The following is a 26853-nucleotide window of genomic DNA, read 5'->3' on the forward strand; positions in this document are numbered from 1 at the left end:
GACGGCTTCGTTTGCGCCTCGAAAGGAGGTGAACAATGATGATGAATATTCCTGCCGCCATCGTATCTATGCCGGTCGGACGCACGCCGGCAGGATCCGAATCCGCATTGCCGGCGGCTTCCGCCGCGGCATCGGCGAGCTTCGGCCAGACGCTGGTCTATCACATCGGAGCGGGGAACGGAAAAGCGGCCGGTGCGGAAACGAGCGCGGCCGGTCCGCTTGCCGCGCTTGTGCCGGCAACTGCGGCCGGACAGCCGGACGAAAGCGTCACGCTCGATATGCTGCTCGGACAAATCGCCGATCTGCTCGAGCAGCTGGAGGAGCAGTCTCCGATTGCGGACAATGGCACAGGGGAAGAACTGTTCGCTTCTTACGAACAGGCGTTCGAACAGCTGGAAGCGCTGCTTGCGCTGCTCGGCATCCAGCCGGAAGCCTATCCGGCGCCGCCCGCCGCCGCTTACGCGCAGCTCGCGGACGGGACTGCCGCGGCCCCATCGGGCCGTACGGAAGCCGAATGGCGCACCCTGCAGCTGAATATCGGGGAAGCGCTGCTTCAGCTGCAATCGTCACTGGAATCCGGAACGGCGCGCATGGGCCATCGCGAGACGTATGCGCTGATCGCCGGACAGCTGCAGAAGCTGCAGGGGCTGCTGTTCGAAAATGGCGCCGCCGGCCAAACAGGCCCTGCCGGCCAAGCCGGTCAAGCCGGACCGGCCGGTGAAGCGCCGTACGCCGGCGACGTTTCGGCGGAACGCCAGAGCCGGCAGCCGCATGTCCGGATCGAAGCGCCGATCCGGCTTCAGCCGGCGGAACCGTCACCCGGGCCGACGGTTGCCATTGCAGCGCAGGAACAAACGGACGGCAGCCGCCTGCTCCGGCGTCTTGCGCAGCAGCCGGTACAGCCGAACGTGCTGGCGGCCGTCGTAGCGGCATCGGGCGGCACGCAGCAGACGGAAGAGCCGACGCCGCCTGCCGAGACGTTCGGTCAGCCGGCCCAATTGCCTGCCGCGAACAGCGTAGCCGCAGAAGGCCAACGTCCTGCCGCGGCGTTCGCGCCGAAAGCCGAAACGCCGGTTTACATCCCTGCCACCAAGTTTGCCGACACGATGAATACCTATATCGTGCAGCGATTCGACATTACGCTGGCTCAAGGCCGATCGGAGGCGCGGCTGTCGCTTTCTCCCGAGCATCTCGGTCAATTGGAAGTGAAGCTGACGGTCCGGAAAGGGCAGCTTGCCGCCCAGTTCGTCACCGATACGCCGATGGCCAAGGAAATGCTGGACAGCCAGCTGCCGCAGCTGCGCGCCGCTTTGCAGCAGCAAGGCTTGCAGGTCGATTCACTGGATGTGACGTACCGGGACGGAGACGGCTTTTCCTCGGAACTGGACAGCAGGCAGCATGATCGGGGACATGGCCGGGACGACCGGTCCGTCGGCCGGGACGGAACGGATGGAAGCTTTAGCGAGGAGAACGCGTTTGAAGCCGAACTGGCCGAGCTGAACATAAAGCGCGAGCTGGGGTACGGCCGGGCGATCAGCGTTACGGCCTGAGCCGGCCGGACTAAGCCGGCAGACGCTTCGCAGTCATGATTCCGCGGCTGACGCAAGGCGGAACGGAGGTGACGCATATGGCGGACAACGCCATTCCGACAAATAACGTATGGCCTTACTATAACACCGCCAATGTCGCGAGGGTCGGGCAAAACAACGCAGGCGGCCAACTGGGCAAAGACGAGTTTCTGAAAATTTTGGTCGCCCAGCTGCGCCACCAGGATCCGATGGCGCCGATGCAGGACACCGAATTTATCGGGCAGATGGCCCAATTTACGTCATTGGAGCAGCTGATGAATATGGCGGAGGAAATATCGCTGCTTCGCCAAAATCTGGGCGCGAACTCCAACCTGATCGGCAAGACTGTGGAATGGGACGAGCTGATCGACGGCAGCATGGAAACGAAGAAAGGGGTCGTCGATTCGATTCTGCTTCGGGACGGCATCCAGTATGTCGTGGCAGGGACGACGGAAGTGCCGATCGACGAGCTCATTTCGATCTCGAATACGCCGGACGGGGGCGAACAGCCCGAAGAGCCGCCGGAGGAAGAGGCGGATGCCGGAACCGGCGGCGAAGCGGGTGCGTGACGGCGCTGGATTCGGCGACATCGGCATGAAGCGCGATTGAATGCAAGCCAATCGTATCCATTATATAAAGGAGGAATCATGTAAATGATCAGATCGATGTATTCCGGCGTGTCCGGCATGCAGGGCTTTCAGACGAAGCTTGACGTTATCGGCAACAACATCGCCAACGTCAATACGATCGGCTTCAAAGCCGGGCGGGTCATGTTCAAGGACATTATGAGCCAGACGGTTGCCGGCATTACCCGTCCCGAGGAAGGCGAGATCGGCGGCGTCAATTCGAAGCAGATCGGTCTAGGCGTTACCGTCGGATCGATCGGCACCGTACATACGCCCGGCAGCGCCATGACGACGAACGTCGCGACCGATTTGCGGATCGACGGCGACGGCTTTTTCGCCGTTATCGCCAATGCCGATCAGGAAGTGCCATATTTGACGCGCGCGGGCAATTTCACGCTTGACGCCGCCCGGCAGCTGGTGACGGCGGACGGCTATTTCGTGCTCGCCGAAGGCGGGGAGCCGATCGTGCTGCCGGAGGAGGTAACGGCGTTCACGATCGGGCAAGACGGTACCATTAATGCCGTTTATCAGGACGGGACGAGCGAGCCGACCGAGTTTCGCATCGGCCTCGTGATGGTCGACAACCCGAACGGCCTGGAGAAAATCGGCGGCAATATGTACCGGCCTACCGGCAACTCCAACCTGGAAGATATTGAAGTGGTCGGAGCGAACGATCCGGAAGCCGGTACCGGAGCGATTATCGCCGGACAACTGGAAATGTCGAACGTCGACCTGACGGGCGAATTTACCGAGATGATTATCGCGCAGCGCGGCTTCCAGGCCAATTCCCGAATCATTACAACCTCCGACGAAGTGCTCCAGGAAGTTGTCAACCTGAAACGATAAGCCGTGAAGCCGGCCGGGGAAGCGCTACGCCCTTCCCCGGCATTCGAGGAGGAAATGGATGATTACCGTTACGAGGCTCAATGGTACGAAAGTAACCGTCAACGCGCTGCTGATCGAAACGGTCGAAGAAACGCCCGATACGGTCGTGACGCTGACGACGGGCAAAAAAATAATCGTGCGGGAAAATACACCGGAAATTATCGCGCTCGTTCAAGATTATCTCGGGGCGGTCGGCTTCTATGCGGCGAACCAAAAGAGCGGATATTCGGAGGGATCATCGACATGAAAAAAATGCTGCCCTGGCTGATCACGATTTTGCTTGCCATTACGCTCATCGCGGTCGTGTCCATCGTCGTATTCGATTCGCTTCTCGGCAGCGATCTGAAGGAAACGAAAACGGCCGAAAAGAAGACGCTGACCGCGGATGAACGGGTGGAGGTTACCTCCGAGATTACCGATATCAAACGCAATTTGCTGGACCCCGATTACGTCGTTGTCGTCAGCTTTGCGTTTCAACTGGACAGCAAAAAAGCGAAGGCCGATTTCGACAAGGTGAAAGACATTCAAATCCGGCCCATCATCAACCGGACGCTGGCGGACATGACGGCGGAGGAACTGAACGGTTCCAAAGGCCAGGATGCGCTCGGAGCCAAGCTGCTTCAATCGATCAACGAAGTGCTCCCCAGCGGGAAAGTGGTCAAAGTCGACATTACCAATTTCTTTTTGACACAGCTGTAGCGAAACGGCGCGAAACGGGCTTCTCCGCATAAAAGACGGCGAAGGGCGTTCACGCTTGCGATCCGGCTTGTGCTGACGCTAAAGCTAAAGCATCAGGAGGTGAGTGCACTTGGTCGATGTATTGTCGCAGAACGAAATAGACGCTTTGCTGGCCGCTCTCTCTTCCGGAGAAATGGATGCCGAAGAGCTGAAGAAGGAGGAAACCCAGAAGCGCATTCGGGCTTACGACTTCAAGCGGGCCGTCCGGTTCTCCAAAGACCATATCCGCAGCTTGACGCGAATCCACGAAAACTTCGCGCGCTACTTGACGACGTATTTCTCGGCGCAGCTTCGCACCTTCGTGCAGATCAACGTCGTGCAAGTCGAGCAGCTGCCGTATGACGAGTTTATCCGCTCGATTCCGAAAATGACGATATTGAACATTTTCGAGGCGGAGCCGCTTGAAGGGCGCATGGTGCTGGAAGTTCATCCGAACGTCGCCTACGCGATGCTGGACCGTCTGCTGGGCGGACAAGGTACGGCGCCTTCGAAAATCAATGCGCTGACCGAAATCGAGACCATTATTATGGAGCGTATTTTCAGCCGCACGTTTGAAAGCTTGCAGGAAGCGTGGAAAACGGTGATCGACATTTCGCCGAGGCTGGAGGCGCTGGAAACGAATCCGCAATTTATGCAAATCGTATCGCCGAACGAGACCATTGCGCTCATATCGCTCAGCACCAAAATCGGGGACACGACAGGGATGATCAACCTGTGTATCCCTCACGTCGTGATCGAACCGATTATGCCGCGCCTGTCGGTCCATCATTGGTTCGTGTCCCAGAAAAAAACGCGCGCGCCCGAAGAAGTGGAAATGCTGGAGCAGCGCGTGAGCAGGGCGAAGCTGCCGATCGTGGCCGAGCTCGGTGAATCGACGATTACGATAAACGAATTTTTAAGCTTGTCGGTCGGAGATGTCATCGCGCTGAACAAACCGGTCGGCGAAGGTCTGAAGATCAAAGTGGGCAATAAAGTCAAGTTTATCGGCAGCCCCGGATCGGTGAAAGACCGACTTGCCGTTCAGGTGAACGAAATTGTCAGCGAGGGAGCGGAGGAAGATTATGACGAGTAAAGACTATTTGTCCCAGGAGGAAATCGACGCTCTGCTGCGCCAGACGGCGGGAGAGTCCGACGGGGCTCAGGCTGCCGATGCGGGCGACAGGGACATTGAAACGTATTTGTCGCCCATCGAGCAGGATACGTTGGGAGAAATCGGAAATATTACGTTCGGCAGTGCGGCGACCGCGTTATCAACATTGCTGGGCAAAAAAGTGGACATTACGACGCCGAAGGTGTCGATCGTCCACCGCGACGAGCTCGGCGATGTGTTTCCGAAGCCGCATGTGGCCGTACATGTCAGCTATGTCGAAGGTTTTCAAGGCATCAACTCGCTCGTCATCAAGACGCGGGACGCCCAGGTTATCGCCGATCTGATGCTGGGCGGCGAAGGCGCGATATCCGAAGAGGCGCTGAACGAAATTCATATCAGCGCCGTGCAGGAAGCGATGAACCAGATGATGGGCTCGTCCGCAACGTCCATGTCCACCATTTTCAACCGGTTGGTCAATATTTCGCCTCCCGCGATCGATATTCTCGACGTCTCCAAAGGAGACGGTGTCGGTAATTTGCCGCCGGTCGACGTATTCATTAAAGTATCGTTCCGCTTGACGATCGGCGACTTGATCGATTCGACGATTATGCAGCTGCTTCCGGTATCGTTCGCCAAGGAGATGGTGGCGGCGCTGATGGGCGGCAGCGCGGTTGACGAGCAGACGGATACCGCACAGACCCGCGCGCTCGAGGAAAGCTCCTCCGCCGCTCAAGAAGCGGCCGCTGCGGCGGCTGCGGTCGAGCTGCCTCAGCCCGAATCGCCGCCTTATGCGGCAGCGCCGCCGCAGCCGGATTACGGCGAGGCGTTCGCCAGAGCCAGCGCTCAGCAGCCGGGACAGCAGCATCCGCATACATACGGCGCCGCAAGCCATCGCAATGTGAACGTACAGCCTGTTCAATTCGCCAATTTCGGGCAGCCGTCATACGCGCAGGTCGACGAGACGAACCTGAATTTGCTGCTCGATATTCCGTTGAAAGTGACGGTTGAGCTGGGAAGAACCCAGAAGCAGATTAAAGAGATATTGGAGTTGTCCCAAGGCTCGATCATCGAGCTGGACAAGCTTGCCGGCGAACCTGTGGACATCCTTGTCAACAACAAGCTGATCGCCAAGGGCGAAGTGGTCGTCATCGACGAAAATTTCGGGGTAAGGGTCACGGACATCGTCAGCCAGTGGGACCGAATCCAGAAACTTCAATAATCATTCCGGGAGGAAATAGACAAGATGGCAAATCGTATTCTGATCGTAGACGACGCAGCATTTATGCGAATGATGATTCGCGACATTCTCACCAAGAACGGCTACGAAGTCGTCGGCGAGGCGCCGGACGGGATGCAAGCGATCGAAAAGTTTAAAGAGCTCAAGCCCGATCTCATCACGATGGACATTACGATGCCCGAGATGGACGGGATTGCTGCGCTTAAAGAAATCAAAAAAATCGATCCGAACGCCAAAGTCATCATGTGTTCCGCCATGGGGCAGCAAGCGATGGTCATCGACGCGATTCAGGCAGGCGCCAAAGACTTCATCGTCAAACCGTTCCAGGCGGACCGCGTCATCGAAGCGATCAAGAAGACGCTCGGGTAGAGGCGGCTATGCAGCGGTTTGCAGGCTTTGGCTTGCCTTTTGCCTTCGCGTTGCCGATGCCGTCCGCCCTTGCCGCGGAAGCGCCGGCGGCAACTTCGGACCACCCGCCCGACATGATCAGCGGGGCGGATATGACCGGAAGCGTCATTTGGGTCATCTTCGCCTTGCTTTTCGTGATCGTACTGATCGTCATCGTGCTGAAGTGGCTGTCCCGGCGCACGTGGACATGGGGGGCCAATCGCCGTTTCCGTCAGCTGGGCGGGGTGCCGCTCGGACAGCATAAATCGCTGCAGGCCGTGGAGTTCGGCGGCCGCATCTATTTGCTCGGCGTCGGCGACGATATCACGCTGATCGAGAAGATCGAAGACCGGGCGGAGGTGGAAGCGGTGCTGGCGTCGCTTCGCGCCGAATCGCCATCCGGTATTGGCGCCGCTCCGCTGCAGTGGCTGATCGAAAAGTTCGCCAAGCGCCGGGACGGCAAATCGCCGGCAGAGGAAGAAGCTTCGTTCGAGAGGACGCTTCGCGAAAAGCTGGAGCTTCAAACCGAACGGAAGCGTGAGATGGAACGGCTGTTGAAAGAGACTAAGCAAAGTGATCGGTTGACGGACGAATGAATAAAAAAACATGGATCTCATTTATCGTAATGCTGCTGCCCGTCATGCTGTGGAGCATGCCGGTATTCGCCGAGCCGCTCCCCTCCATCGACATCCGGATCGGGGACGGTCAGGGCGAACAGGGAACGAGCGCGCTGTCCTTGCTGCTGCTCATTACCGTGCTCAGCATCGCGCCCGCCATTCTGGTGCTGATGACAAGCTTTACCCGCATCGTCGTCGTGCTCGGATTCGTGAGAACGTCGCTCGGCACGCAGCAGATGCCGCCGAACCAGGTGCTGATCGGACTGGCGATGTTTTTAACCTTCTTTATTATGTCGCCGACGATTGCGCAGGTGAACGAAGTGGCGCTGCAGCCGTATTTGAAAGGCGAGCTGACCCAGACCGAAGCGCTCGAGCAGGCGGCTGTGCCGATGAAGAAGTTTATGTTCTCCCATACGCGCGAGAAAGATCTGCTGCTGTTCATGAATTATACGAAAACGGAAAAACCGGCGAGCTACGAGGAAATTCCGATTACGGTGCTCGTGCCCGCTTTCGTGCTGAGCGAACTCAAAACGGCGTTTCAGATGGGCTTTATGATTTTCATTCCGTTTCTCGTCATCGACATGATTGTAGCGAGCGTGCTGATGGCGATGGGGATGATGATGCTGCCGCCGGTTATGATCTCGCTGCCGTTCAAAATATTGCTGTTTGTTCTGGTGGACGGCTGGTATCTCGTCGTCCAATCGCTGCTGCTCAGCTTTAAATAAGCCAATGCTTACGAAGTGACTTTGCCCTGGGCAAAGTCTTTAGGAGGTCAATCGTGAATTCCGAATTCGTCATCGGGCTGGCGGGACGGGCGGTCTATACGATTCTTGAAGCCAGCGCGCCGATGCTTGTCAGCGGTCTGGTCGTCGGTCTGATCGTCAGCATTTTGCAGGCGACGACGCAAATTCAGGAACAGACGCTTGCCTTCGTCCCGAAAATTGTCGCCGTGCTCGTATCGATCATTCTGTTCGGACCGTGGATTCTGAACACGTTGATCGGATTTACGTACAACTTGCTTAACAATCTCCATCAATACATCGGATAGGCGTGTTTTCGGTGGCATGGATTCTGCAAGGTTTTTCTGTTTTTTTGCTCATATTCTGTCGGATAACCGCATTTTTTGTCGTCGCTCCGGTGTTTTCGCATCGAACCGTACCGGCGCAGTTCAAAATCGGACTCGGTTTTGTCGTGTCGGTTCTCGTCTTTCTCGTATACGGGATGAAACAGACGGTCGTTCCGGACGCCGAATACATATTGTTCGTTATCCGGGAAGTGCTTGTCGGCCTTCTTCTCGGCTTTACGGCCGCCATGTTTTTTGCCGCCGTCCAGACGGCGGGCGCGTTTATCGATTTGCAGATGGGATTTGCGATGGCCAACGTGTTCGATCCGGCTACGGGCGCCAACTCGCCGATCATGGGCCAGTTCAAATACATCGTGCTGACGCTCGTTTTTTTGTCGATGAACGGCCACCATTTTTTACTGCGCGCGCTGCTCGACAGCTACCAGTGGGTGCCGCTGTCGAACCGTCTGTTTCAGGAAATATACGCCGGAGGGGTTAGCGGCTTTCTTGTGCGGACGTTCACCGAGACGTTTATGATCGCCCTGCAGATCGCGGCGCCGCTCATTGTAGCGATGTTTCTGACGGACGTCGGCCTCGGTTTTCTGGCGCGAACCGCACCGCAGTACAACGTGTTCGTCATCGGGATTCCGCTCAAAATATTGATCGGCTTGATCATGCTGATGCTGCTGATGCCGGCGTTTTCGAGCTTGTTCGAGCAGCTGTTCGTTCATCTTTTCGATTCGCTTGAACGGTTGTTCGGCTTGCTGCAAGGCCGGGCACAATCCGGATAGGGGGCGCGCCGCATGCAGACGTATCGCTGGCAGCTCGATCTGCAAATGTTCAATCAGGAGAAGACCGAGAAAGCGACGCCGAAGAAGAGGCAGGAGACCCGCCAAAAAGGCCAGGTTGCCAAAACGGTGGAGTTGCCCGGAGCGCTCATCCTGCTGTTTGCTTTCCTCAGTTTTTTCTTGCTCGGCGGGTTTTACAAGGAGCGGCTTCTGCACCTGTTCGGGGATTTGCTGCAAGACTGGCTCACGATGGAATTGTCGGCCGGCAACGTCATGTCGCTCGCTTATCAGGTCATGATGGAAGTCGGGCTGATGCTGGCGCCGATTTTTGCGATCGCCGTCGTCGTCGCCATCGTGGCCAATCTGATACAGTTCGGCTTTCTGCTGTCGGGCGAGCCGCTCAAGATGAAGCTGAACAAGCTGAATCCGATCAACGGGCTGAAACAAATTTTTTCCGTCCGCTCGCTCGTCGAATTCGTCAAAAGCGTACTGAAGCTGATCGTCATCGGGCTGCTCGTCTTCTGGACGATCAGCTCGGAATGGAAACGGATGCTGTCGCTTTCGTTTCTGTCGGTCGAAGAGATATTCGGATTCGCCGCGAGCCTGACGCTCAGGCTGGGGCTGCAGATCGGCGCCGTGCTCTTCGTGTTGGCCGTTCTGGACTACCTGTATCAAAGGTACGAATACGAGAAGAGCATCCGGATGTCCAAGCAGGACATCAAGGACGAATTCAAAAAAACCGAAGGCAATCCCCTGATCAAGGGCCGCATTCGGGAGCAGCAGCGCAAGATGGCGCTTCGGCGGATGATGCAGGAGATTCCGAAAGCGGATGTCGTCATTACGAACCCGACGCATTTTGCCGTGGCGCTCCGGTATGACGCGTCCGAGATGGAGGCGCCTGTCGTCGTCGCCAAAGGGATGGATTACGTCGCCCTGCGCATCAAGGAGATCGCCAAGGAGCACGGCGTCGTGACGATGGAGAACAAGCCTCTTGCCCGGGCGCTCTACGATCGGACCGATATCGGCGACATGATTCCGGGCGATCTGTTCCAGGCGGTGGCGGAGGTGTTGGCATACGTCTACAAAATAAAAGGACGCGTCAAATCATCTTAATCAAGGATAACGGGGAGGGACCGTCATGAAGCCATTCAAGGACTTGGGCATATTGTTCGGCATTATCGGAATCGTCCTCATGATGGTCATTCCTGTGCCGCTCGGACTGCTCGATATCCTGCTCGTCGTCAACATCTCGCTGGCGCTCATCATCCTGCTTATTGCGATGAACACGAAAGACGCGCTCGATTTTTCCATATTCCCGGCGCTTCTGCTCATTACGACGCTGTTCCGTCTGGCGCTTAACGTCTCGACAACGCGGAACATTTTGCAGCATGCGGAAGGCGGGGAAGTCATCGAGACGTTCGGCAATTGGGTGGCCGGAGGCGAAATTGCGATTGGCTTCATCGTATTCCTCATTCTGGTCGTCGTCCAATTTATCGTCATTACCAAAGGCTCCGAGCGGGTGGCGGAAGTGGCTGCGCGCTTCACGCTCGACGCGATGCCCGGCAAACAGATGAGCATCGACGCCGATTTGAACGCCGGGCTGATCAATGAGCAGCAGGCCCGGGAACGCCGGGCCAAAATCGAGCGCGAGGCCGATTTCTACGGGGCGATGGACGGCGCGAGCAAGTTTGTCAAAGGGGATGCGATCGCCGCGATTATTATTCTGCTTATCAATCTGATCGGCGGATTTGTCGTCGGCATGGCCATTCACGACATGAGCTTCCAAGAGTCGCTCAGCACGTATTCCATTTTGACGATCGGCGACGGACTTGTCAGCCAAATTCCTGCGCTGCTGATCTCGACGGCGGCGGGGCTCATCGTGACGCGCGCGGCTTCCGAGGGCAATTTGGCGCACGATGTGACGGGACAGCTGTTCCGGTATCCGCAGCTGCTGTATATCGTGGCCGGCACGATCGCGCTGCTCGGCTTGTTCACGCCGATCGGCGTGACCGCGACGCTGCCGCTCGCGGCGGTCGTGGCGTTCGCCGCTTGGCGGATGCAGCAGACGCTGACGAAAAAGCAGCAGCAAGAAGAACTGATGGAAGAGGAGCAGCAGATCGAAGAAGTGAGAAGCCCGGAAAGCGTCGTCAGCCTGCTTCAGGTCGATCCGATCGAATTCGAATTCGGCTATGGGCTCATTCCGCTCGCGGATACGCAGCAAGGCGGCGATCTGCTCGACCGCATCATTATGATCCGCAGGCAGTGCGCGCTCGAGCTCGGCCTCGTCGTTCCGGTCATCCGGATACGCGACAATATCCAGCTCAAGCCGAACGAATATGTCATCAAGATTAAAGGCAATACGGTCGCCAGAGGCGAGCTGCTGCTCAACCATTACCTGGCGATGAGTCCCGGAATCGAAGATGACGACGTGATCGGCATCGAAACGACGGAACCGGCATTCGGATTGCCGGCGCTGTGGATCGACGAAACGACCAAAGAGCGGGCGGAGCTCGCGGGCTATACGGTCGTCGATCCGCCGTCGGTCGTGGCGACCCACTTGACGGAAGTGATCAAGCGCCACGCCCATGAACTGCTCGGACGCCAGGAAACGAAGGCGCTGATCGAAAACGTCAAGGAGACGTATCCGGCGCTTGTCGACGAGCTGATTCCTTCGCTATTGTCGATCGGCGACGTGCAGAAGGTGCTCGCGAAGCTGCTGAAGGAAAAAATATCGATCCGCGATCTTGTCACGATTCTCGAGACGTTGGCCGACCATGCTCCATTCACCAAAGACCCGAACGTTCTGACCGAATACGTCAGACAAGCGCTGTCCCGGCAAATTACCCAGCAATTCTCGGGGGGCGGCGATACGCTGCGCGTCATTACGGTAGGGCCGGGGCTGGAGAAGCGCATCGCGGAATCGGTTCAGCAATCCGAACAGGGCAGCTATCTGGCGCTCGATCCCGTCGCCACGCAGCAAATCTATCATAAGCTCCGCGAGCAGGTGAGCCGGGTCGCGCAGTCCGGACAAAATCCGATCGTTCTGGCTTCTCCGACTATCCGGATGTATTTGCGCCAGATCGTCGAACGGACGATGCAGGATGTGCCGGTTCTCTCATACAGCGAGCTTGAGCCGAACGTCGAAGTTCAAAGCGTCGGGGTGGTGAATTTATGAGAGTAAAGCGTTATGTCGCCGGCTCCATGGCCGAGGCGCTGCCGATCATTCGCAGCGAGCTCGGCAAGGATGCGGTCATACTGAACACGAAGGAACTGAAAACGGGCGGGTTTCTCGGGTTGTTCGGAAAGCGGAAAGTCGAGGTGATCGCCGCCGTCGAAGCCGCTTTGCCGCCGGAACCGGCCGCGCAGCAGCGAAAGGCGCCTCCGCCTTCGTCCTCTAATGTGCGGACGTTATACGCGGTCAAAGGGGAAGCGGCCGGTCCCGATTCGGCGCAGGAGGCGCCGGCCGGGCCGTCTGCTGCGGCGCGCCCGGCGCCCGAAAGCCGGCCCGACCCGCAGCAGGAACAGCAGCTGCTGAAAGAAATCCGGGAGCTGAAAGCGTACGTGTCGCGTTTGCCGGTCACGGCCGCATCGCTGTCCGGTCCGCTGCGCCGGCTATCCGATCGGCTGCTTGCGCAGGAAGTGGCGCCGGCACTGGTCGACCGTCTGCTCGACGAGCTGCGGAAAAAGGAACAGGCCGGCACGGAGACGGATGCGGCGCAGCTCTGGCAAGCCGCGAGCCGGGTGCTGACCGGCTGGCTGGAGCCGCTCGTGGACGAGGGAATTCGGCCGGATACGCGCGTCGTCCATTTTGTCGGGCCGACAGGCGTGGGCAAGACGACGACGATCGCCAAGCTGGCCGCCGAACAGTCGATCCGGAACCGGCGCAAGATCGGCTTCATTACGTCCGATACATACCGCATTGCCGCCGTCGAACAGCTGAGAACGTATGCGTCGATATTGAACGCGCCGATGGAGGTCGTCATCTCCCACGCCGATCTGGACCGCGCTTTCCGGCAGCTGGAAAACTGCGAGCTGATCTTCATGGATACGGCGGGCCGCAATTTCCGCAGCGAGCTTCACGTATCCGAAGTGAACAGCCTGCTGCGCGCGGGCGACCGGAGCGACACGTATCTCGTGCTCAGCATGACGGCGAAATCGGCCGATATGACGGCGATCGCCGGACAATTCGCCAAATACGGCGTAACCAAGGCGTTGTTCACGAAGCTGGACGAGACCGAAACGTACGGGGGCATCCTCAACGTCGTGCTCGAGCATCAGCTCAAGTTGGCCTATATTACCGGGGGACAGACGGTGCCGGACGACATCGAGCCTTTTCGCGCAGACCGTTATGTCGCCAAGCTGCTGGGAGATGCTCCCGATGATTGATCAGGCGGAGGCGCTTCGCCATCTCGTGCTCCGCCGGGAGCGGCAGGAGGCGGGCCGGCAGACCCGGATCGTCACGGTGACCAGCGGAAAAGGCGGCGTCGGCAAATCCAACTTCAGTCTCAATTTCGCGCTCTGCCTGCAGCGGCTCGGTCAGCAGGTGCTCGTCTTCGACGCCGATATCGGCATGGCGAACATGGACGTGCTGATGGGCCAATCGTCGCGGTACAGCCTGTACCATCTGCTGAAGCGCGAGAAGACGATCTGGGACATTATCCAGACCGGGCCGGAAAACCTGCACTATGTCGCCGGCGGCTCCGGCTTCGCGGATTTGCTCGATCTGACGCCGGACGAGCTCGATCATTTCACCGAACAGATCGGGAAGCTGCAGGGCCGGTACGATATTATTCTGTTCGATACGGGAGCGGGCTTGTCCAAGGAAGCGGCCCGGGTTATCGCCGCGGCGGAAGAGGCGATCGTCGTCACGACACCGGAGCCGACGTCCATTACCGATGCCTACGCGCTCGTCAAAATGGTGCTCGCGCTCGAAGTAGACGTCCGTTTCCGGCTTGTCGTCAACCGGGCGGAAAGCTTCGCGGAAGGACGTACGACCGCCGAAAAAATCGATATGGCGGCCAAACGGTTTCTGAAAACGGAGCTGCCGACGCTCGGCATCGTGCGTGACGATGTCCATGTGCGGAAGGCGGTCAGGCAGCAGGTGCCGTTCACGGTCGCTTATCCGGATGCCGACGCTTCGCGGGCCATTGCCGAAATGGCGCGCAAATATCTGGATTTGCCGGGCGCGGATTCCCGTGGCGGCGGGGTCAGACAATTTATACAGCGAATGTTCGGACGGAAATTCTGATCCTAATGAATGGGAGGAGACTTCTGATGGCGCCAGCGGATCCATATCGCGTGGTGGTTGTCGACGATTCGGCGTTCATGCGCAAAGTCATCACGGATCTGATCGAAGCGGACGGGCAGTTCACCGTTGTCGCTACCGCGACGACAGGCGTGGAAGCGCTGGCCGAGATCCGGCGGCATCGTCCCGACGCCGTGACGCTCGATCTGGAGATGCCGGAGATGAACGGGCTGGAGGCGCTTCGTCTTATTATGAAGGAATGCCCGACGCCGGTCATTATGTTCTCGGGGATAAGCGAACAGAATACGCGCGATACGATTCAGGCTTTGCAATCGGGGGCGTTCGATTTCATCCGCAAGCCGACGCTGGGCGCTTCCCGCGATATTCATCTGACAGGCAGACAGCTGCTGGAGAAGCTGCGCACCGCCGTAATGGCGCGGCGGCCGGGTTTGCCGCCCCGCGGCTCTGCGGCCGCGCCGCCGGTACGGCAGCGTCCGCAGCCGGCGCCCCTTTCCCCGGATGCGAAGTGCGGCCGCGCTGTAAAGGAGAAGCCGGAGCCGGGCGCTGCCGCCGGCCGGCAGCCGAACGCGGGAAGCGAAGAGAAGGCGGCGGCCGTCCGCCGCAAGGCAGCCGCGCCTTCTGCGAATCCGCCGTCCGCCGCTGCTCCGGTCAAGCCGGTCAAGCCGGTCAAGCCCGCGGCAGCCGCTGCGCCGCTGACGGGCGCTGCGGGCGCTGCGGGCGCGGCGCGTCCGCCGGCTGCGGTCCGTCGGCCCGATGAAGCGGCCTATCGGTTTCGCGACATCGTCGCGATCGGCACGTCGACCGGCGGCCCGCGGGCGCTGCACGAGGTCGTGACGGCGCTTCCGGCCGATCTGGCGGCGCCGGTGCTCGTCGTGCAGCATATGCCTCCGCGCTTCACGCTTTCGCTGGCCGAGCGGCTCGACGCTTTCAGCGCGCTCAAAGTTACCGAAGCGCGGCAGGGAGAGAGAGTAGCCGCGGGTGTCGTCTATATCGCCCCCGGAGGCTTCCATCTCGAATTGGGACGGGACGCGGACGGCTATTTCATCCGGCTGACGGACGCTCATCCCCGCAGCGGGCACAGGCCTTCGGTCGACGTCCTGTTCGAGTCGCTCGTCCCGTATACCGAGCTGCGGCGGCACGCCGTCATTATGACGGGAATGGGCAGCGACGGGACGAAAGGGATGATCGCGCTTGCGAAAAGCGGAGCGGTATCGACAATCGCCGAAGCCGAAGAGACATGCGTCGTATTCGGCATGCCCCGGGCGGCCATCGAAAGCGGAAGCGTGCGGACGGTTCTGCCGCTGCACCGCATAGCGGGACATCTTGCGGACGCGGTCCGAGGCCGGGATCGTGACGGCGCTGGGGACGGGGACGTCCTTCGGAACATCGGGAATCCGGAACGCAATATTTAGGTTAAGAGGAGGTGCATGGCCGTGGATATGAATGCGTACTTATCGATGTTTATTGATGAAGCGGGCGACCATCTGCAAGCGTTGAACGACAACATGCTGCAGCTGGAAAATACGCCCGAGGACTTGACGATCGTCCAGGCCATATTTCGTTCGGCCCATACCTTGAAAGGGATGGCGGCGACGATGGGCTTCGAGGATCTGGCTTCCCTGACGCATGAAATGGAAAATGTTCTCGATCTGGTGCGCAACAGCAAGCTGCGGATGGACAGTTTCATATTCGATACGCTCTTCAAATCATTGGACGCGCTGGAATCGATGGTGCAGGATATTACGGCCGGAGGAGCGGGGAGCGCCGATGTGTCCGCGATCGTCGCTTCGCTGCAGGCGATCGTGAAAGGAGATTACAACGCCGGCGGCGGTCCCGCAGCGGGCGGCGCCGCCGAAGGCGCAGCGGGCGCCGGGGATTCCGGATTGCAGCTTGACCAGTATCAGGTGTCCGTTCTGCAGCAGTCGATGGACAGCGGCCACCAGGTCTACCATATTACGGTGACGGTCCGCGAAGATTGCGTGCTGAAAGCGGCCCGTGCCTATATGGTTTTCGATTTGCTGGAGCGGCACGGGGAAGTCGTGAAATCGGAGCCTTCCGTTCAGGATCTGGAGCAGGAGAAATTCGATCGTACCTTTACCGTCTTTGCCATCTCCTCGTTATCGCAGGAGGAGCTGCAGCAGCAGGTCGCCGCTATTTCCGAAATCGAAGAAGCCGCTGTGACGAAGCTCGATCCCGAATCGCTGCAAATATTGGCCAGACCGAACGTTCCTTCCGCCCCCGCGGCGCCTTCCGCGCCCCCTGCTGCCGGAGCGCCGGAAGCGGCCCGGGAAGCGAAGCGGCAGGCTGCGGCCGCCAAGGCGCAAACCGCCGCGGCTGGAGGAGCGCTTCCGCGGACGATCCGCGTCGATATCGACCGGCTGGACACCTTGATGAACCTGTTCAGCGAACTGTTGATCGACCGCGTCCGACTGGAGCAGCTCGCTTCGGAAATTCGCAAGCCGGAGCTGACCGATACGGTCGAGCATCTGACCCGCGTCAGCGGCGATTTGCAAAATATCGTGCTGAAGCTGCGCATGGTGCCGGTCGAATCCGTATTCAACCGTTTTCCGCGAATGATCCGGGACTTGGCCAAAAGCCTGGGCAAAAAGGTCGAGCTGGTCATCACCGGCGCGGAAACCGAGCTCGATCGTACCGTGATCGACGAAATCGGCGATCCGCTCGTCCATCTTCTGCGCAACTCGATCGATCACGGTCTCGAAAGCGTGAGCGAGCGGATCGCGGCCGGCAAGCCGGAGACGGGCACCGTACATCTGCGCGCTTACCATAGCGGCAACCACGTGTTCATCGAAGTCGAGGACGACGGCCGGGGGATCAATCGCGAGAAGGTGAAGAACAAGGCGATCGCAAGCGGCATTCTGACGGCGGAAGAAGCGGGCAAAATGTCCGACGATGAAATCGCGATGCTTATCTTCGCGCCGGGCTTCAGCACGGCCGACACGATTTCCGATATTTCCGGACGCGGCGTCGGACTGGACGTCGTCCGCTCGAAGATCGCCTCGCTCGGCGGCAACGTAACGATCCGGACGTCGGAAGGCAAAGGTACGAAATTTTCCGTCGAGCTGCCGCTGACGCTGTCGATCATCTCGGCGATGCTCGTGAAGCTCGGCTCGGAAAAATACGCCATTCCGCTTTCTTCCATTGCGGAAACGGCGATCATCCGGCAGGAGCAGATCCGTCTTATCCACGGCAACCGGATGATCGAATATCGCGGCGCGGTCATTCCGGTGCTGTCGCTCAGCCGCATTCTCGAATCGCCGGATTATGACGAAAGCGCCGAGGAAGAAACCGAAGTTATTATCGTGCGGAAAGGCGATAAATGGGCTGCCGTCATGGTCGACGAATTTATCGGTCAAAGCGAGATCGTATTGAAGACGCTCGGCTCGTATTTGCCGAATACCGATATCGTGGCGGGGGCTACGATTCTCGGCGACGGCCAGGTCGCGCTCATTATCGATCCGAACGGATTGATCAAATAGGGAGGGCTGAAGCATGGGAGAAGAATTGAAAGTGATCGTCTTCACGCTGGCAAACGAGGAATACGGCATTGAAGTGGACAAAGTCCGCACGGTCGAGCGAATGGCCCCGATTACCCGGGTGCCGAAAACGCCGCCGTTTGTCAAAGGCGTCATGAATTTGCGCGGAGTCGTCGTCCCGGTTATCGATCTTAAAGGACGGTTCGGGTTAAAGGAGACGGAGCCGACCGAACAATCGCGGATTATCGTCGTGGCGGTGAACGATATGGAGGTCGGATTTATCGTCGACGCGGCGAACGACGTAACGGACATCGACGAGGATGCGATCGACCAGCCGCCTGAGGTGGTCGGCGGCATCAAAGCCAAATATTTGCGCGGAATCGCCAAGCTGGACGACCGGCTGCTGATCATGCTGAATCTGAGCGAAGTATTGAACAAAAACGAAATCGTTCAGCTTGAGCAGATGGAGGCTTAGGTGTGAACGTCCTTGACCGGTTGGAGGAATTCGAGCTGGATGTGCTGCGTGAGGTCGGCAACATCGGATCCGGCAATGCCGCCACGGCGTTGTCGCGCTTGCTGGACAAGCAGGTGGATATGGCCGTCCCGCGCGTCAGCCTGATGCCGTTCGAGCGGATCGCCGACATTGTCGGCGGTCCGGAACAGATCGTATTCGCCGTTTATTTGCGCGTGGAGGGCGAGGCGCCCGGCAATCTGTTCTTTATCGTCGAGGAAGATTCCGCCAAGGCGCTGCTGCGCCGCTTCCTGGCGATCGAAGCGCAGCAGCCGGACGGTTATACGGAGATGGAATTGTCCGCCCTGTGCGAGATCGGGAACATTTTGGCCGGTTCCTATCTGTCTTCGCTGGCCGACTTTACGCGGATGTCGCTTGCGCCTACCGTTCCGGCGATCGCGCTCGATATGGCCGGTGCGATATTAAGCTACGGACTCGTACAGTACGGCGAAATGGGGGATTCGGCCTTGCTGATCGAAACGACGTTTTTGGAAGGCGGGGAAGCGTTAAAGGGCCGTTTTTTCCTCATTCCCGATCCGGAATCGTTCGTGAAAATTTTCCGTGCGCTGGGAGTGCCCGTCGAATGATCCAGAAAAAAATGGTCAAGGTCGGAATGGCCGAACTGAATATCGCCGCCGGCGGCGATGTGCTCAAAACGGCGGGGCTCGGCTCCTGCGTCGGGGTCGCCTTATACGACGAGCGGATGCGGATTGCGGGCCTGGCCCACGTCATGCTGCCGTCGTCGTCTATCGCCAGGGAAGCGCAGCTCAACGTCGCCAAATATGCCGATACGGCCATTCCGGCGCTTATCGTCCGGATGGTCGCCGCCGGCGCCTCGGCAGACCGGCTTGTCGCCAAAATGGCCGGCGGCGCGCAAATGTTTTCGTATTCGGGCAGCGAAATGATGCGCATCGGCCAGCGCAACGTGGAGTCGTGCACCGCGGCGCTCCAGGAAGCGGGCATCGAAATCGCGGCCGAAGATACGGGAGGCAGCTGGGGCCGCACGATCGAATTCGACAGTCTGACCGGTATCATGACGATTCGCAGCGTACAGCTTGGAACGAAGGAGATTTGATGATGACGGGAACTTGGCGCTGGAATATCGTGCTCGGTTTTGTAGCGGCAATACCGACCTTTCTTGTCTCATACGCCAGCAATCCGCTCGGCGTGTCCGGCATTCGGGCCGTGTACGCCTTTACGGCGATGTTCGTCTTGTCATTCGCGCTGCGGGCGATGCTCGGCATGGCGCTCCGTCCGCCCGTTTTGCGGGATGAAGCCGGCGCGGCGGAGGAGAACAAAGGCGGGCAACTCGATTTGACGACCCCGGACGAGACGGATGATTTGACCGGAATGTTGAAGCGTCAATGGGAAGCGCCCGGCGCCGTGCAGACGCCGGAAAATTCCGGGCAGCAGGCGGACGTCGGTTTTCAGCCCCTTCAGCCGCCCCGCCTGACATCGGTCAAGCAGCAGGAACCCGGGAAACTGGCGGAAGCGATTCGCAGCATGAATTGACGGCTTTTTTCACCTGAAACTCCATAGCGATGCAAGGAAGGAGGACGACGGCAAGATGGCGGAGCCGAAAACGCATCATCTGTCGAACATCGAGATATGGGAGCGGTGGAAAGAAAGCAAGGATATCGAAGCGAAAAAACAGTTGATCGAGAGCTACCTTCCGTTGGTGGATTATGTGACGAAACGGATGGCCTCGGGTCTTCCCCAAAATGTGTCCAAAGACGATCTGACCAGCAACGGCGTGATGGGGTTGATCGACGCGATCGAGAAATTCGATTACCGCCGGGGGCTGCAGTTCGAAACGTACGCGTCCTGGCGCATACGCGGGGCCATTATCGACGGGCTCAGGCAAGGCGACTGGGTTCCGCGGTCGGTGCGGGAAAAAGCGAAGAAGGTCGAAGAGGCTTACCAGGTTCTGGAGCAGCGGTATTTGCGTTCCGTAACCGACGAAGAAATGAGCCGGCATCTGAATGTAAGCGAGAAAGAATTCAATCAGATGCTGCAGGAAATCGCGGTGACGACCGTCTGTTCACTGGAAGACCCGATCCGCGAGGAGGACGCGGAAACCCGCATGTCGCTGCTCGTGGACGAAAAAGCGAAAAATCCGGAATACAAAGTTCATGAGCATTATTTGAAGGAAGCGCTCGTCAAGGGGATCGACCGGCTGACGGAGAAGGAACGGACCGTCGTATCCCTGTTCTACTACGAGGAATTGTCGCTGAGCGAAATCGCGGAAGTGATGTCGCTGTCTCCGTCGCGCATATCGCAGCTGCATTCCAAGGCGATTCTCCGCTTGCGCAGCGCATTGGCCAAACAAAAACAGCAGCTTTTGCAGTATTAATACCGTATTATGCAGGTTAAAGAAGTATTAAAGTAGTATTAAAGCGGAAAGGAGGAGAGCGATTTGTCCGTGCCTTCATCATTGGACCGTTATATCCGTATCCGCATTTCTCATGACAAGCTGTCGGCCTACCTGGAGTTTGCGCAAGTGGACGACACCATCTCCTTTACGGCGGAGGAATTGGAAAGTTATGTGCAAAGCCAGGGGGTCGTGTACGGGATTCGTACCGAACTGTTGAAGGAAATCGCCGCGGCGCCGATCAAATTTTTCTCCGGAGCGGCTTTGATTGCGAGCGGGGACGAACCGACAGACGGTGAGGACGGTTCCATTCGCATGGTGGCGGAAGCGGGGGCGGAACGAAAACCGGCGCAAGCGCAGGATGGCAAGGTCGATTTCAGGGACGTTCTCCGCCTCAGCAACGTCAAGCGCGGCCAATTGATCGCGGAGCGCATTCCGGCGAAGCCGGGAAAGGACGGAAGGGCGGTTACGGGCGATCCCGTGCCCGGCCGGAAAGGGCGTGAGGCGCGTTTCAAAATCGGCAAAAATGTAGTCACCAATCCGGAGCAGACGGCGCTCTATGCGACGATCGACGGCATGGTCAGCAAGACGGACGGCGACAAGATCAATGTGTTTCCCGTATATGAAGTGAACGGCGATGTCGACTATAATATCGGAAACATCGATTTCGTCGGGAACGTCGTCGTACGCGGCAACGTGCTTACCGGCTTCAGCGTGAAAGCCGCCGGGGACATCCGGATCGTCGGCGGCGTGGAAGGCGCGATGCTGGAGGCGGGAGGATCGATCGAAATTACCGGCGGCATCATGGCCGGCCACAAGGGACTCGTCAAAGCGAACAAAACGGTGCGCAGCTCTTTCATTCAGGACGGCAACGTGACGGCCGGCGAGGATGTCATCGTCTCCCAAAGCATTATGCACTCGCAGGTGAAGGCAGGGCGGAACGTCGAGTGCATCGGCGCGAAAGGGCTGATCGTCGGCGGCGTCATTCAGGCGGGCGAACGGGTGTCGGTGCGGACGCTCGGCAATACGATGTCGACGGCGACTACGGTGGAAGTCGGCGTCAAGCCGGAGCTGCGCGCGGAATTGATCGGGCTGCGGACGAAGCTGAAGGAATGTACGGACAGTCTGGACAAGACGGGAAAGGCGCTGGCGCTGCTGGATCAGTTTGCCGCTTCCGGTCAGCTCACTCCCGACCGAATGGCGATGCGCGTCAAGCTTTTGTCGACGAAGCAGCAGGCCCAGAGAGAGCAGGACGAGCTGCGCGAACAGATTCTTGCGATCGAAAAAATGTTGGAAGATGCGGAGAACGCTCGCGTAAATGTCGTTCATACCGTATACGGCGGAACGAAAATCGTGATCGGCCGTTATACCCGTTTCGTAAAGGACCCGGCCTCCCGCGTCACGTTCTGCTACGCCGACGGGGATATCAGCACCGTTCCTTACCGTTCTTGAATAAACGCGTTGGATCGCGGACAGGAGGCGCAGCATGAAGTATCGTCCGATCGATCTGCAGATGTCCGTCCCCCGCACGCCGGAAATGTCCGGCATTCAGAGCCATGCGCAGGCCAAGCCGGCGGCGGATCAGGCGATTCTGGGCCAGGCCGCGGCCAAGCAGACGGAGCAGCAGCGTACCCGCAACGCTGCGGTCGAGCTGGCGGAAGGACTTAATGTGAAGGACAGCCGGCACAAGGAGCAGAGCGGCCGGCATAGAGCGGGCAGTCCGGGCGCCGGGGACGGGGAGGACGACAGCGGCCGCAGCGGGGACAAGCGGCAAGCGCAGCATTCGTCCCATCCGTTCAAAGGCCGCCATATCGACATTTCATTATAAATGAAAAGCAGGAAGTGCAGGTGGACAACATTGCAGCCTTGGCAATATATCGTTCTTCTCGGCGCGTTCGCGCTTGTATGCGGTCTTGCGCTTCCGCGAAAACAGACGGCGCAATCCGGTCAATCGTTGCGCAATATGGAGACGGCGCTCGATCAGTTTATGGAGAACATGGAGGCGGATCACCGCGAGCTCGTCGGGCTGACGGGCAAGCTGCGGGAAGAGACGCGGGTGCGCGCCGAAAACGGCGAACGGCGCATCGCCGAGCTGGAGGAGAGATGCGGCCGGCTGGAGCGCGATCTGGCCGCTCTGAAAGCGGCGGCCGCAGAGCCGGTCAGGCCGGAGCCGGTACGGTCCGTCCCGGTTCAACCGGAACCGCCTGCCGCTGCGGAGCGGGGGAACGCGCCCGCCGCCGAAGAAGCCGCGGAGCCGGAGTCCGGTTCGATCCGCGATCGCTATGCGCAGCTGTTCCGTCTCCGCGAGCAGGGCAAATCGATCGAAGCGATCGCCCGCAAAACGAATATGCCGAAGGGCGAGGTGCAGTTGATTTTGCAACTGGCCGAACGGGAGGCGGCTGCCCGTGATTAGAAACCGGAGCTTCCTGATCGGTCTCGGCATCGGCCTGATGGCGGGCGCGCTGCTGCTGCAGCTGATGCTGGTCGGCGAGCGGCAGCGCGAAGAGCTGAACGCGTTTAGCAACCCGCCGGAAGAACCGAAACTTTATACCCAGGCCGAAGCGGACAAGCTGATCGAAGACGCTGTCCGAGACGCGCTCGAGGAAGCGGAAGCTCAAGCGGGAGAGCGGCAGCCGGCGGCGGCAGCCGGGGACAAGGCGGAAATGCCGGCCGTCAAATCGTCCGCGCCGCCGGACGCCAAGCAATCAGCGGCGCTTGATGTCAGGAAATCCGGGACGTCGGACAGGGAGTCGCCCGGGACGTCGGACGGAGAGGAACCCGGCCGAACCGCCGCGGAAGCCGCGGAAAGCGGGACGGACGGGTCCGGAGGCAAGACGGGGACGGTTGTCCGCATTCCGCCGGGATCGAGCGTCACCGAGACGGCGGCCATTCTTGCCGCCAAAGGACTGATCGCGCGGGAGGAAGCGTTTGTCGCCGCCATGCGGAAAGCGAAAAAGGTCGTACGGGCCGGCTATTTCCGCTTCCCGGACAGCCCGGATCTGCAAGAAATCATAGAGATTGTGTCGAGTCAGCCGCTGCCGCCCGAGGAAGGCAAGGCGCTGCTGGAACCGTAGCGGTTCGCGCCGGAGGAAGGCGGGAACCGCGTCTTTTTTCCCGGCTTGCGCGGCATTGAAGGTTATGGTATAGTAAGTGACGGCGTTAAATTCACACGCCGATCAATTTCGTCAACGGTGCTTCGGCCCGGCCGGAGTCTTGGCGAAAAGTGCGATCGGCGGAGGATTTCGACAAAAACCGAATTTGGGAGGTGTTGTGAAGATGGCGGTTATCTCCATGAAACAGCTCCTTGAGGCTGGGGTTCACTTCGGGCATCAAACCCGTCGCTGGAATCCGAAAATGGATCGTTATATCTTCACCGAACGTAACGGCATTTACATTATCGACCTGCAGAAGACGGTCAAGAAAGTCGAGGAAGCCTACAATTTTGTACGCTCCCTGGCGGAAGAAGGCGGCACCGTCCTGTTTGTGGGCACGAAGAAGCAAGCGCAAGACTCCGTGAAGGACGAAGCCGAGCGCTGCGGCATGTTCTACATCAATCAGCGCTGGCTGGGCGGCACGCTGACCAACTTCCAGACGATTCAGAAGCGGATCGACCGTCTGAAGCAGTTGGAAACCTGGGAAGAAGACGGCACGTTCGAAGTGTTGCCGAAGAAAGAAGTCATCATTCTCCGCAAAGAGAAAGAGCGGCTGCAGAAGTTCCTCGGCGGCATTAAAGGCATGAAATCTTTGCCGAGCGCCCTGTTCGTCATCGACCCGCGCAAAGAGCGCATTGCCGTAGCGGAAGCCCGCAAGCTCGGCATCCCGATTGTAGGTATCGTCGATACCAACTGCGATCCCGACGAAATCGATTATGTCATTCCGGGCAATGACGACGCCATCCGCGCCGTGAAATTGCTCACATCCAAAATGGCTGACGCGATTGTGGAAGCCCGTCAAGGCGAACAAACGACCGCGTAATTGCGGCGATTGAACCAAAAAGGGTGGTCGGAAGGTGAATAACCTCTCACCGCCCTTTTTTTCGAATGAAAACCGCCAAGCCAAGCGGCGCGATCATTCCAATACCAACATATCATCAGGAGGGTTTCGAATGGCAGTAAGCGCAAGTGCGGTAAAAGAACTGCGTGAAAAAACGGGGGCAGGCATGCTCGATTGCAAAAAAGCGCTGGAGGAAGCGAACGGCGATCTGGCCAAAGCCGTAGATATTCTCCGCGAGAAAGGGCTTTCGGCTGCGGCGAGCAAAGCGGGCCGCATCGCCACGGAAGGCGTCGTCGAATCGTACATTCACGCCGGCGGACGGATCGGCGTTCTCGTCGAAATCAACTGCGAAACCGACTTTGTCGGCAAGACCGACCAGTTCCGCGAATTTGCGCGCGACATCGCGATGCAGATTGCGGCCGCCAATCCGAAGTATGTGCGTCGTGAAGACGTGCCGCAGGAAGAGCTGGACAAGGAACGCGAAATTTTGAAAGCCCAGGCGTTGAACGAAGGCAAGCCGGCTCACATTGTCGATAAAATGGTGGAAGGCCGCATCGGCAAATATTATGAAGAAAACTGCCTGCTGGAGCAGCAGTTCATTAAAGATCCGGACAAAACGATCAGCCAGCTGCTGAGCGAGAAAATCAGCACGATCGGCGAGAACATCTCGATCCGCCGCTTCGCGCGTTTCGAGCTCGGCGAAGGGCTGGAGAAAAAGCAGGACAACTTCGTTCAAGAGGTTATGTCCCAGGCCAAACTGTAATTCCGATCGCTTTCAGGCGGGGCGGGGCGCCGCCCCGCCTGAATTTTCGTGCGTTCAGACCGCAATTCGTTATAGCAGCCGCGTCGCATGACGAGGTGCAAGATGGAGGTAAACGATGTTGGAAAGTCCCGTGTACAAACGTATTGTGTTGAAGGTGAGCGGCGAATCGCTGGCCGGCCAGAACGGTTTTGGCATCGATGCGGGCATGATCTCATCGATCGCCGAACAGGTTAAAGAAGTGGTGAACCTGAATGTGGAAGTGGCCATCGTCGTCGGCGGGGGCAATATTTGGCGGGGCATTGCCGGTATGGAGAAAGGCATCGACCGGGCGACGGCAGACTATATGGGCATGCTGGCGACGGTTATGAATTCGCTGGCGCTGCAGGATGCGCTCGAAGCGATCGGCGTGCCGACCCGCGTGCAAACCTCGATTGCGATGCAGCAAATCGCGGAGCCGTATATCCGGCGGCGGGCGATTCGGCATCTGGAGAAGGGCCGCGTCGTCATTTTCGCATCCGGCACCGGCAATCCGTTCTTCTCGACCGATACGACCGCGGCGCTGCGGGCCGCGGAAATCGAAGCCGAAGTCATTCTGATGGCGAAGAACAAAGTCGACGGCGTATATTCCGCCGATCCGTTCAAGGACGCCAACGCCGAGAAGTTCGACCAATTGACGTATCTCGATGTCCTGAACCGCAATCTTGGCGTTATGGATTCAACTTCCGCGTCTCTCTGCATGGACAACAACATTCCGCTCGTCGTTTTCTCCATTACGGAGCCAGGCAACATCAAGCGGGTCGTGCTTGGTGAAAAAATCGGAACTATTGTGAAAGGAAGTGTCGACTGATGCCGCAGTCCATCAAAAAAAGCGCCGAAGAGCGCATGGACAAAGCGATCGCCGCGTTGAAACGCGATCTGGCAACGCTGCGCGCCGGCCGTGCCACTCCATCGCTGCTCGACCGGGTGCAGGTGGAATATTACGGCACGATGACGCCGGTCAATCAGCTTGCCAATATCAACACCCCCGATTCCCGGACGCTGCTTATCCAGCCCTGGGACAAATCGTCGCTGGCGTCGATCGAGAAGGCGATTTTGAAATCGGATCTCGGGCTTACGCCGGCGAACGACGGATCGGTCATCCGCATCTCGATCCCGATGCTGACCGAAGAGCGCAGAACGGAGCTTGTCAAAATGACGAAGAAATTCGGCGAAGAAGCGAAGGTAGCGATTCGCAACATTCGCCGGGATGCCAACGACGATATTAAAAAACTGGAGAAATCCGATATTTCCGAGGACGAATCGCGCCGTCACCAGGACGACATCCAGAAGATGACGGACCGCTTCATCGCCGAGGTGGACAAGGTGCTGGCAGCCAAGGAAAAAGAAATTATGGAAGTATAAAAAAGGTGCAGCCCCTCCGACAGGTGGGGTTTGTTGCCAAATAGCCGGCGTTATT

Annotated in this window: 31 protein-coding genes; all 31 read left to right on the forward strand. The window is 58.7% G+C overall.

The features are described from left to right. The first annotated feature begins 35 nt into the window (after positions 1 to 35). The 31 genes from ABEV74_RS12460 (at position 36) to frr (ending at position 26798) form a co-directional block, all read left to right on the forward strand. Complete coding sequence (locus ABEV74_RS12460) at positions 36 to 1550, forward strand: flagellar hook-length control protein FliK (RefSeq protein WP_430146400.1); 1515 nt, start codon at positions 36 to 38, stop codon at positions 1548 to 1550. Between the two features lie 35 nt (positions 1551 to 1585). Then, positions 1586 to 2137, forward strand: a complete 552-nt coding sequence (locus ABEV74_RS12465; RefSeq protein WP_430146402.1) for a flagellar hook capping FlgD N-terminal domain-containing protein — start codon at positions 1586 to 1588, stop codon at positions 2135 to 2137. 84 nt (positions 2138 to 2221) lie between these two features. After that, positions 2222 to 3040, forward strand: a complete 819-nt coding sequence (gene flgG / locus ABEV74_RS12470) for a flagellar basal body rod protein FlgG (RefSeq protein WP_062492569.1) — start codon at positions 2222 to 2224, stop codon at positions 3038 to 3040. 58 nt (positions 3041 to 3098) lie between these two features. After that, positions 3099 to 3326, forward strand: a complete 228-nt coding sequence (locus ABEV74_RS12475) for a flagellar FlbD family protein (protein WP_062492570.1) — start codon at positions 3099 to 3101, stop codon at positions 3324 to 3326. Continuing rightward, positions 3323 to 3778 (forward strand): flagellar basal body-associated FliL family protein, encoded by a 456-nt coding sequence (locus ABEV74_RS12480; protein ID WP_430146405.1) that lies wholly within the window; start codon positions 3323 to 3325, stop codon positions 3776 to 3778. The genes ABEV74_RS12475 and ABEV74_RS12480 overlap by 4 nt, the downstream gene beginning before the upstream one ends. 109 nt (positions 3779 to 3887) lie before the next feature. Continuing rightward, the gene (fliM, locus tag ABEV74_RS12485; RefSeq protein WP_062492572.1) at positions 3888 to 4889 is read left to right on the forward strand and encodes a flagellar motor switch protein FliM; all 1002 of its coding nucleotides are present in this window, start codon (positions 3888 to 3890) and stop codon (positions 4887 to 4889) included. Next, positions 4879 to 6126 carry a flagellar motor switch phosphatase FliY gene (fliY, locus tag ABEV74_RS12490; RefSeq protein WP_430146407.1) on the forward strand — a complete coding sequence of 416 codons (1248 nt, stop codon included), beginning with the start codon at positions 4879 to 4881 and terminating at the stop codon, positions 6124 to 6126. The genes fliM and fliY overlap by 11 nt, the downstream gene beginning before the upstream one ends. 24 nt (positions 6127 to 6150) lie before the next feature. Next, positions 6151 to 6513: a response regulator gene (locus tag ABEV74_RS12495; RefSeq protein WP_062492574.1), complete on the forward strand. Its 363-nt coding sequence runs from the start codon at positions 6151 to 6153 to the stop codon at positions 6511 to 6513. An 8-nt stretch (positions 6514 to 6521) separates the two neighbouring features. Next, a complete protein-coding gene (locus ABEV74_RS12500; RefSeq protein WP_430146409.1) occupies positions 6522 to 7127 on the forward strand; it encodes a flagellar biosynthetic protein FliO in 606 nt (201 codons plus the stop codon). Next, positions 7124 to 7873, forward strand: a complete 750-nt coding sequence (gene fliP / locus ABEV74_RS12505) for a flagellar type III secretion system pore protein FliP (RefSeq protein ID WP_430146411.1) — start codon at positions 7124 to 7126, stop codon at positions 7871 to 7873. Before ABEV74_RS12500 ends, fliP begins: the two co-directional genes overlap by 4 nt. 53 nt (positions 7874 to 7926) lie before the next feature. Further along, entirely contained in the window at positions 7927 to 8196 is a 270-nt protein-coding gene (fliQ, locus tag ABEV74_RS12510) for a flagellar biosynthesis protein FliQ (RefSeq protein WP_062492577.1), read from the forward strand. A 20-nt stretch (positions 8197 to 8216) separates the two neighbouring features. Next, positions 8217 to 9002, forward strand: coding sequence for a flagellar biosynthetic protein FliR (gene fliR / locus ABEV74_RS12515; protein ID WP_062496745.1), 786 nt, complete (start codon positions 8217 to 8219; stop codon positions 9000 to 9002). A 12-nt stretch (positions 9003 to 9014) separates the two neighbouring features. Then, positions 9015 to 10112: a flagellar biosynthesis protein FlhB gene (flhB, locus tag ABEV74_RS12520; protein ID WP_430146413.1), complete on the forward strand. Its 1098-nt coding sequence runs from the start codon at positions 9015 to 9017 to the stop codon at positions 10110 to 10112. 25 nt (positions 10113 to 10137) lie between these two features. Beyond that, complete coding sequence (flhA, locus tag ABEV74_RS12525) at positions 10138 to 12174, forward strand: flagellar biosynthesis protein FlhA (RefSeq protein WP_062492579.1); 2037 nt, start codon at positions 10138 to 10140, stop codon at positions 12172 to 12174. Then, entirely contained in the window at positions 12171 to 13385 is a 1215-nt protein-coding gene (flhF, locus tag ABEV74_RS12530) for a flagellar biosynthesis GTPase FlhF (RefSeq protein ID WP_062492580.1), read from the forward strand. The genes flhA and flhF overlap by 4 nt, the downstream gene beginning before the upstream one ends. Beyond that, positions 13378 to 14247, forward strand: a complete 870-nt coding sequence (locus ABEV74_RS12535; protein ID WP_430146415.1) for a MinD/ParA family protein — start codon at positions 13378 to 13380, stop codon at positions 14245 to 14247. Before flhF ends, ABEV74_RS12535 begins: the two co-directional genes overlap by 8 nt. A 26-nt stretch (positions 14248 to 14273) precedes the next feature. After that, positions 14274 to 15677 (forward strand): protein-glutamate methylesterase/protein-glutamine glutaminase, encoded by a 1404-nt coding sequence (locus tag ABEV74_RS12540; protein WP_430146417.1) that lies wholly within the window; start codon positions 14274 to 14276, stop codon positions 15675 to 15677. A 21-nt stretch (positions 15678 to 15698) separates the two neighbouring features. Then, positions 15699 to 17762: a chemotaxis protein CheA gene (locus tag ABEV74_RS12545; protein WP_430146419.1), complete on the forward strand. Its 2064-nt coding sequence runs from the start codon at positions 15699 to 15701 to the stop codon at positions 17760 to 17762. A gap of 13 nt (positions 17763 to 17775) precedes the next feature. Continuing rightward, positions 17776 to 18234 (forward strand): chemotaxis protein CheW, encoded by a 459-nt coding sequence (locus ABEV74_RS12550; RefSeq protein ID WP_430146421.1) that lies wholly within the window; start codon positions 17776 to 17778, stop codon positions 18232 to 18234. A 2-nt stretch (positions 18235 to 18236) separates the two neighbouring features. Beyond that, positions 18237 to 18857, forward strand: coding sequence for a chemotaxis protein CheC (locus ABEV74_RS12555; protein WP_062492583.1), 621 nt, complete (start codon positions 18237 to 18239; stop codon positions 18855 to 18857). Further along, entirely contained in the window at positions 18854 to 19345 is a 492-nt protein-coding gene (locus ABEV74_RS12560; RefSeq protein WP_062492584.1) for a chemotaxis protein CheD, read from the forward strand. Before ABEV74_RS12555 ends, ABEV74_RS12560 begins: the two co-directional genes overlap by 4 nt. A gap of 2 nt (positions 19346 to 19347) precedes the next feature. Then, positions 19348 to 19782, forward strand: coding sequence for a hypothetical protein (locus tag ABEV74_RS12565; RefSeq protein WP_430146423.1), 435 nt, complete (start codon positions 19348 to 19350; stop codon positions 19780 to 19782). 55 nt (positions 19783 to 19837) lie between these two features. Continuing rightward, positions 19838 to 20623: a FliA/WhiG family RNA polymerase sigma factor gene (locus tag ABEV74_RS12570; protein WP_062492586.1), complete on the forward strand. Its 786-nt coding sequence runs from the start codon at positions 19838 to 19840 to the stop codon at positions 20621 to 20623. A 63-nt stretch (positions 20624 to 20686) separates the two neighbouring features. Next, on the forward strand, positions 20687 to 22093 hold the full coding sequence (locus tag ABEV74_RS12575) for a flagellar assembly protein A (RefSeq protein ID WP_430146425.1): 1407 nt from the start codon (positions 20687 to 20689) through the stop codon (positions 22091 to 22093). Between the two features lie 34 nt (positions 22094 to 22127). Then, positions 22128 to 22469: a hypothetical protein gene (locus ABEV74_RS12580; protein ID WP_430146427.1), complete on the forward strand. Its 342-nt coding sequence runs from the start codon at positions 22128 to 22130 to the stop codon at positions 22467 to 22469. 30 nt (positions 22470 to 22499) lie between these two features. Then, the gene (locus tag ABEV74_RS12585; RefSeq protein WP_430146428.1) at positions 22500 to 23054 is read left to right on the forward strand and encodes a DUF6115 domain-containing protein; all 555 of its coding nucleotides are present in this window, start codon (positions 22500 to 22502) and stop codon (positions 23052 to 23054) included. Continuing rightward, a complete protein-coding gene (locus tag ABEV74_RS12590; protein ID WP_430146430.1) occupies positions 23047 to 23715 on the forward strand; it encodes a hypothetical protein in 669 nt (222 codons plus the stop codon). The genes ABEV74_RS12585 and ABEV74_RS12590 overlap by 8 nt, the downstream gene beginning before the upstream one ends. 202 nt (positions 23716 to 23917) lie before the next feature. Then, positions 23918 to 24616, forward strand: coding sequence for a 30S ribosomal protein S2 (gene rpsB, locus ABEV74_RS12595; RefSeq protein ID WP_062492591.1), 699 nt, complete (start codon positions 23918 to 23920; stop codon positions 24614 to 24616). 130 nt (positions 24617 to 24746) lie between these two features. After that, entirely contained in the window at positions 24747 to 25397 is a 651-nt protein-coding gene (gene tsf, locus ABEV74_RS12600; protein ID WP_062492592.1) for a translation elongation factor Ts, read from the forward strand. 118 nt (positions 25398 to 25515) lie between these two features. Beyond that, on the forward strand, positions 25516 to 26244 hold the full coding sequence (gene pyrH, locus ABEV74_RS12605; RefSeq protein ID WP_062496749.1) for a UMP kinase: 729 nt from the start codon (positions 25516 to 25518) through the stop codon (positions 26242 to 26244). Next, positions 26244 to 26798, forward strand: a complete 555-nt coding sequence (frr, locus tag ABEV74_RS12610) for a ribosome recycling factor (RefSeq protein ID WP_062492593.1) — start codon at positions 26244 to 26246, stop codon at positions 26796 to 26798. The genes pyrH and frr overlap by 1 nt, the downstream gene beginning before the upstream one ends. Positions 26799 to 26853 lie beyond the last annotated feature (55 nt).

This window comes from Paenibacillus cisolokensis, assembly GCF_050481165.1.
Lineage (GTDB): Bacteria > Bacillota > Bacilli > Paenibacillales > Paenibacillaceae > Paenibacillus_AH > Paenibacillus_AH cisolokensis.

What these genes read in the sequence shown, in the direction of transcription:
- ABEV74_RS12460 (WP_430146400.1), top strand. Translation starts at nt 36, where the DNA reads ATGATGATGAATATTCCTGCCGCCATCGTATCTATGCCGGTCGGACGC.
- ABEV74_RS12465 (WP_430146402.1), top strand. Translation starts at nt 1,586, where the DNA reads ATGATTCCGCGGCTGACGCAAGGCGGAACGGAGGTGACGCATATGGCG.
- flgG (WP_062492569.1), top strand. Translation starts at nt 2,222, where the DNA reads ATGATCAGATCGATGTATTCCGGCGTGTCCGGCATGCAGGGCTTTCAG.
- ABEV74_RS12475 (WP_062492570.1), top strand. Translation starts at nt 3,099, where the DNA reads ATGATTACCGTTACGAGGCTCAATGGTACGAAAGTAACCGTCAACGCG.
- ABEV74_RS12480 (WP_430146405.1), top strand. Translation starts at nt 3,323, where the DNA reads ATGAAAAAAATGCTGCCCTGGCTGATCACGATTTTGCTTGCCATTACG.
- fliY (WP_430146407.1), top strand. Translation starts at nt 4,879, where the DNA reads ATGACGAGTAAAGACTATTTGTCCCAGGAGGAAATCGACGCTCTGCTG.
- ABEV74_RS12495 (WP_062492574.1), top strand. Translation starts at nt 6,151, where the DNA reads ATGGCAAATCGTATTCTGATCGTAGACGACGCAGCATTTATGCGAATG.
- ABEV74_RS12500 (WP_430146409.1), top strand. Translation starts at nt 6,522, where the DNA reads ATGCAGCGGTTTGCAGGCTTTGGCTTGCCTTTTGCCTTCGCGTTGCCG.
- fliP (WP_430146411.1), top strand. Translation starts at nt 7,124, where the DNA reads ATGAATAAAAAAACATGGATCTCATTTATCGTAATGCTGCTGCCCGTC.
- flhB (WP_430146413.1), top strand. Translation starts at nt 9,015, where the DNA reads ATGCAGACGTATCGCTGGCAGCTCGATCTGCAAATGTTCAATCAGGAG.
- flhA (WP_062492579.1), top strand. Translation starts at nt 10,138, where the DNA reads ATGAAGCCATTCAAGGACTTGGGCATATTGTTCGGCATTATCGGAATC.
- flhF (WP_062492580.1), top strand. Translation starts at nt 12,171, where the DNA reads ATGAGAGTAAAGCGTTATGTCGCCGGCTCCATGGCCGAGGCGCTGCCG.
- ABEV74_RS12535 (WP_430146415.1), top strand. Translation starts at nt 13,378, where the DNA reads ATGATTGATCAGGCGGAGGCGCTTCGCCATCTCGTGCTCCGCCGGGAG.
- ABEV74_RS12540 (WP_430146417.1), top strand. Translation starts at nt 14,274, where the DNA reads ATGGCGCCAGCGGATCCATATCGCGTGGTGGTTGTCGACGATTCGGCG.
- ABEV74_RS12550 (WP_430146421.1), top strand. Translation starts at nt 17,776, where the DNA reads ATGGGAGAAGAATTGAAAGTGATCGTCTTCACGCTGGCAAACGAGGAA.
- ABEV74_RS12560 (WP_062492584.1), top strand. Translation starts at nt 18,854, where the DNA reads ATGATCCAGAAAAAAATGGTCAAGGTCGGAATGGCCGAACTGAATATC.
- ABEV74_RS12565 (WP_430146423.1), top strand. Translation starts at nt 19,348, where the DNA reads ATGACGGGAACTTGGCGCTGGAATATCGTGCTCGGTTTTGTAGCGGCA.
- ABEV74_RS12570 (WP_062492586.1), top strand. Translation starts at nt 19,838, where the DNA reads ATGGCGGAGCCGAAAACGCATCATCTGTCGAACATCGAGATATGGGAG.
- ABEV74_RS12580 (WP_430146427.1), top strand. Translation starts at nt 22,128, where the DNA reads ATGAAGTATCGTCCGATCGATCTGCAGATGTCCGTCCCCCGCACGCCG.
- rpsB (WP_062492591.1), top strand. Translation starts at nt 23,918, where the DNA reads ATGGCGGTTATCTCCATGAAACAGCTCCTTGAGGCTGGGGTTCACTTC.
- tsf (WP_062492592.1), top strand. Translation starts at nt 24,747, where the DNA reads ATGGCAGTAAGCGCAAGTGCGGTAAAAGAACTGCGTGAAAAAACGGGG.
- frr (WP_062492593.1), top strand. Translation starts at nt 26,244, where the DNA reads ATGCCGCAGTCCATCAAAAAAAGCGCCGAAGAGCGCATGGACAAAGCG.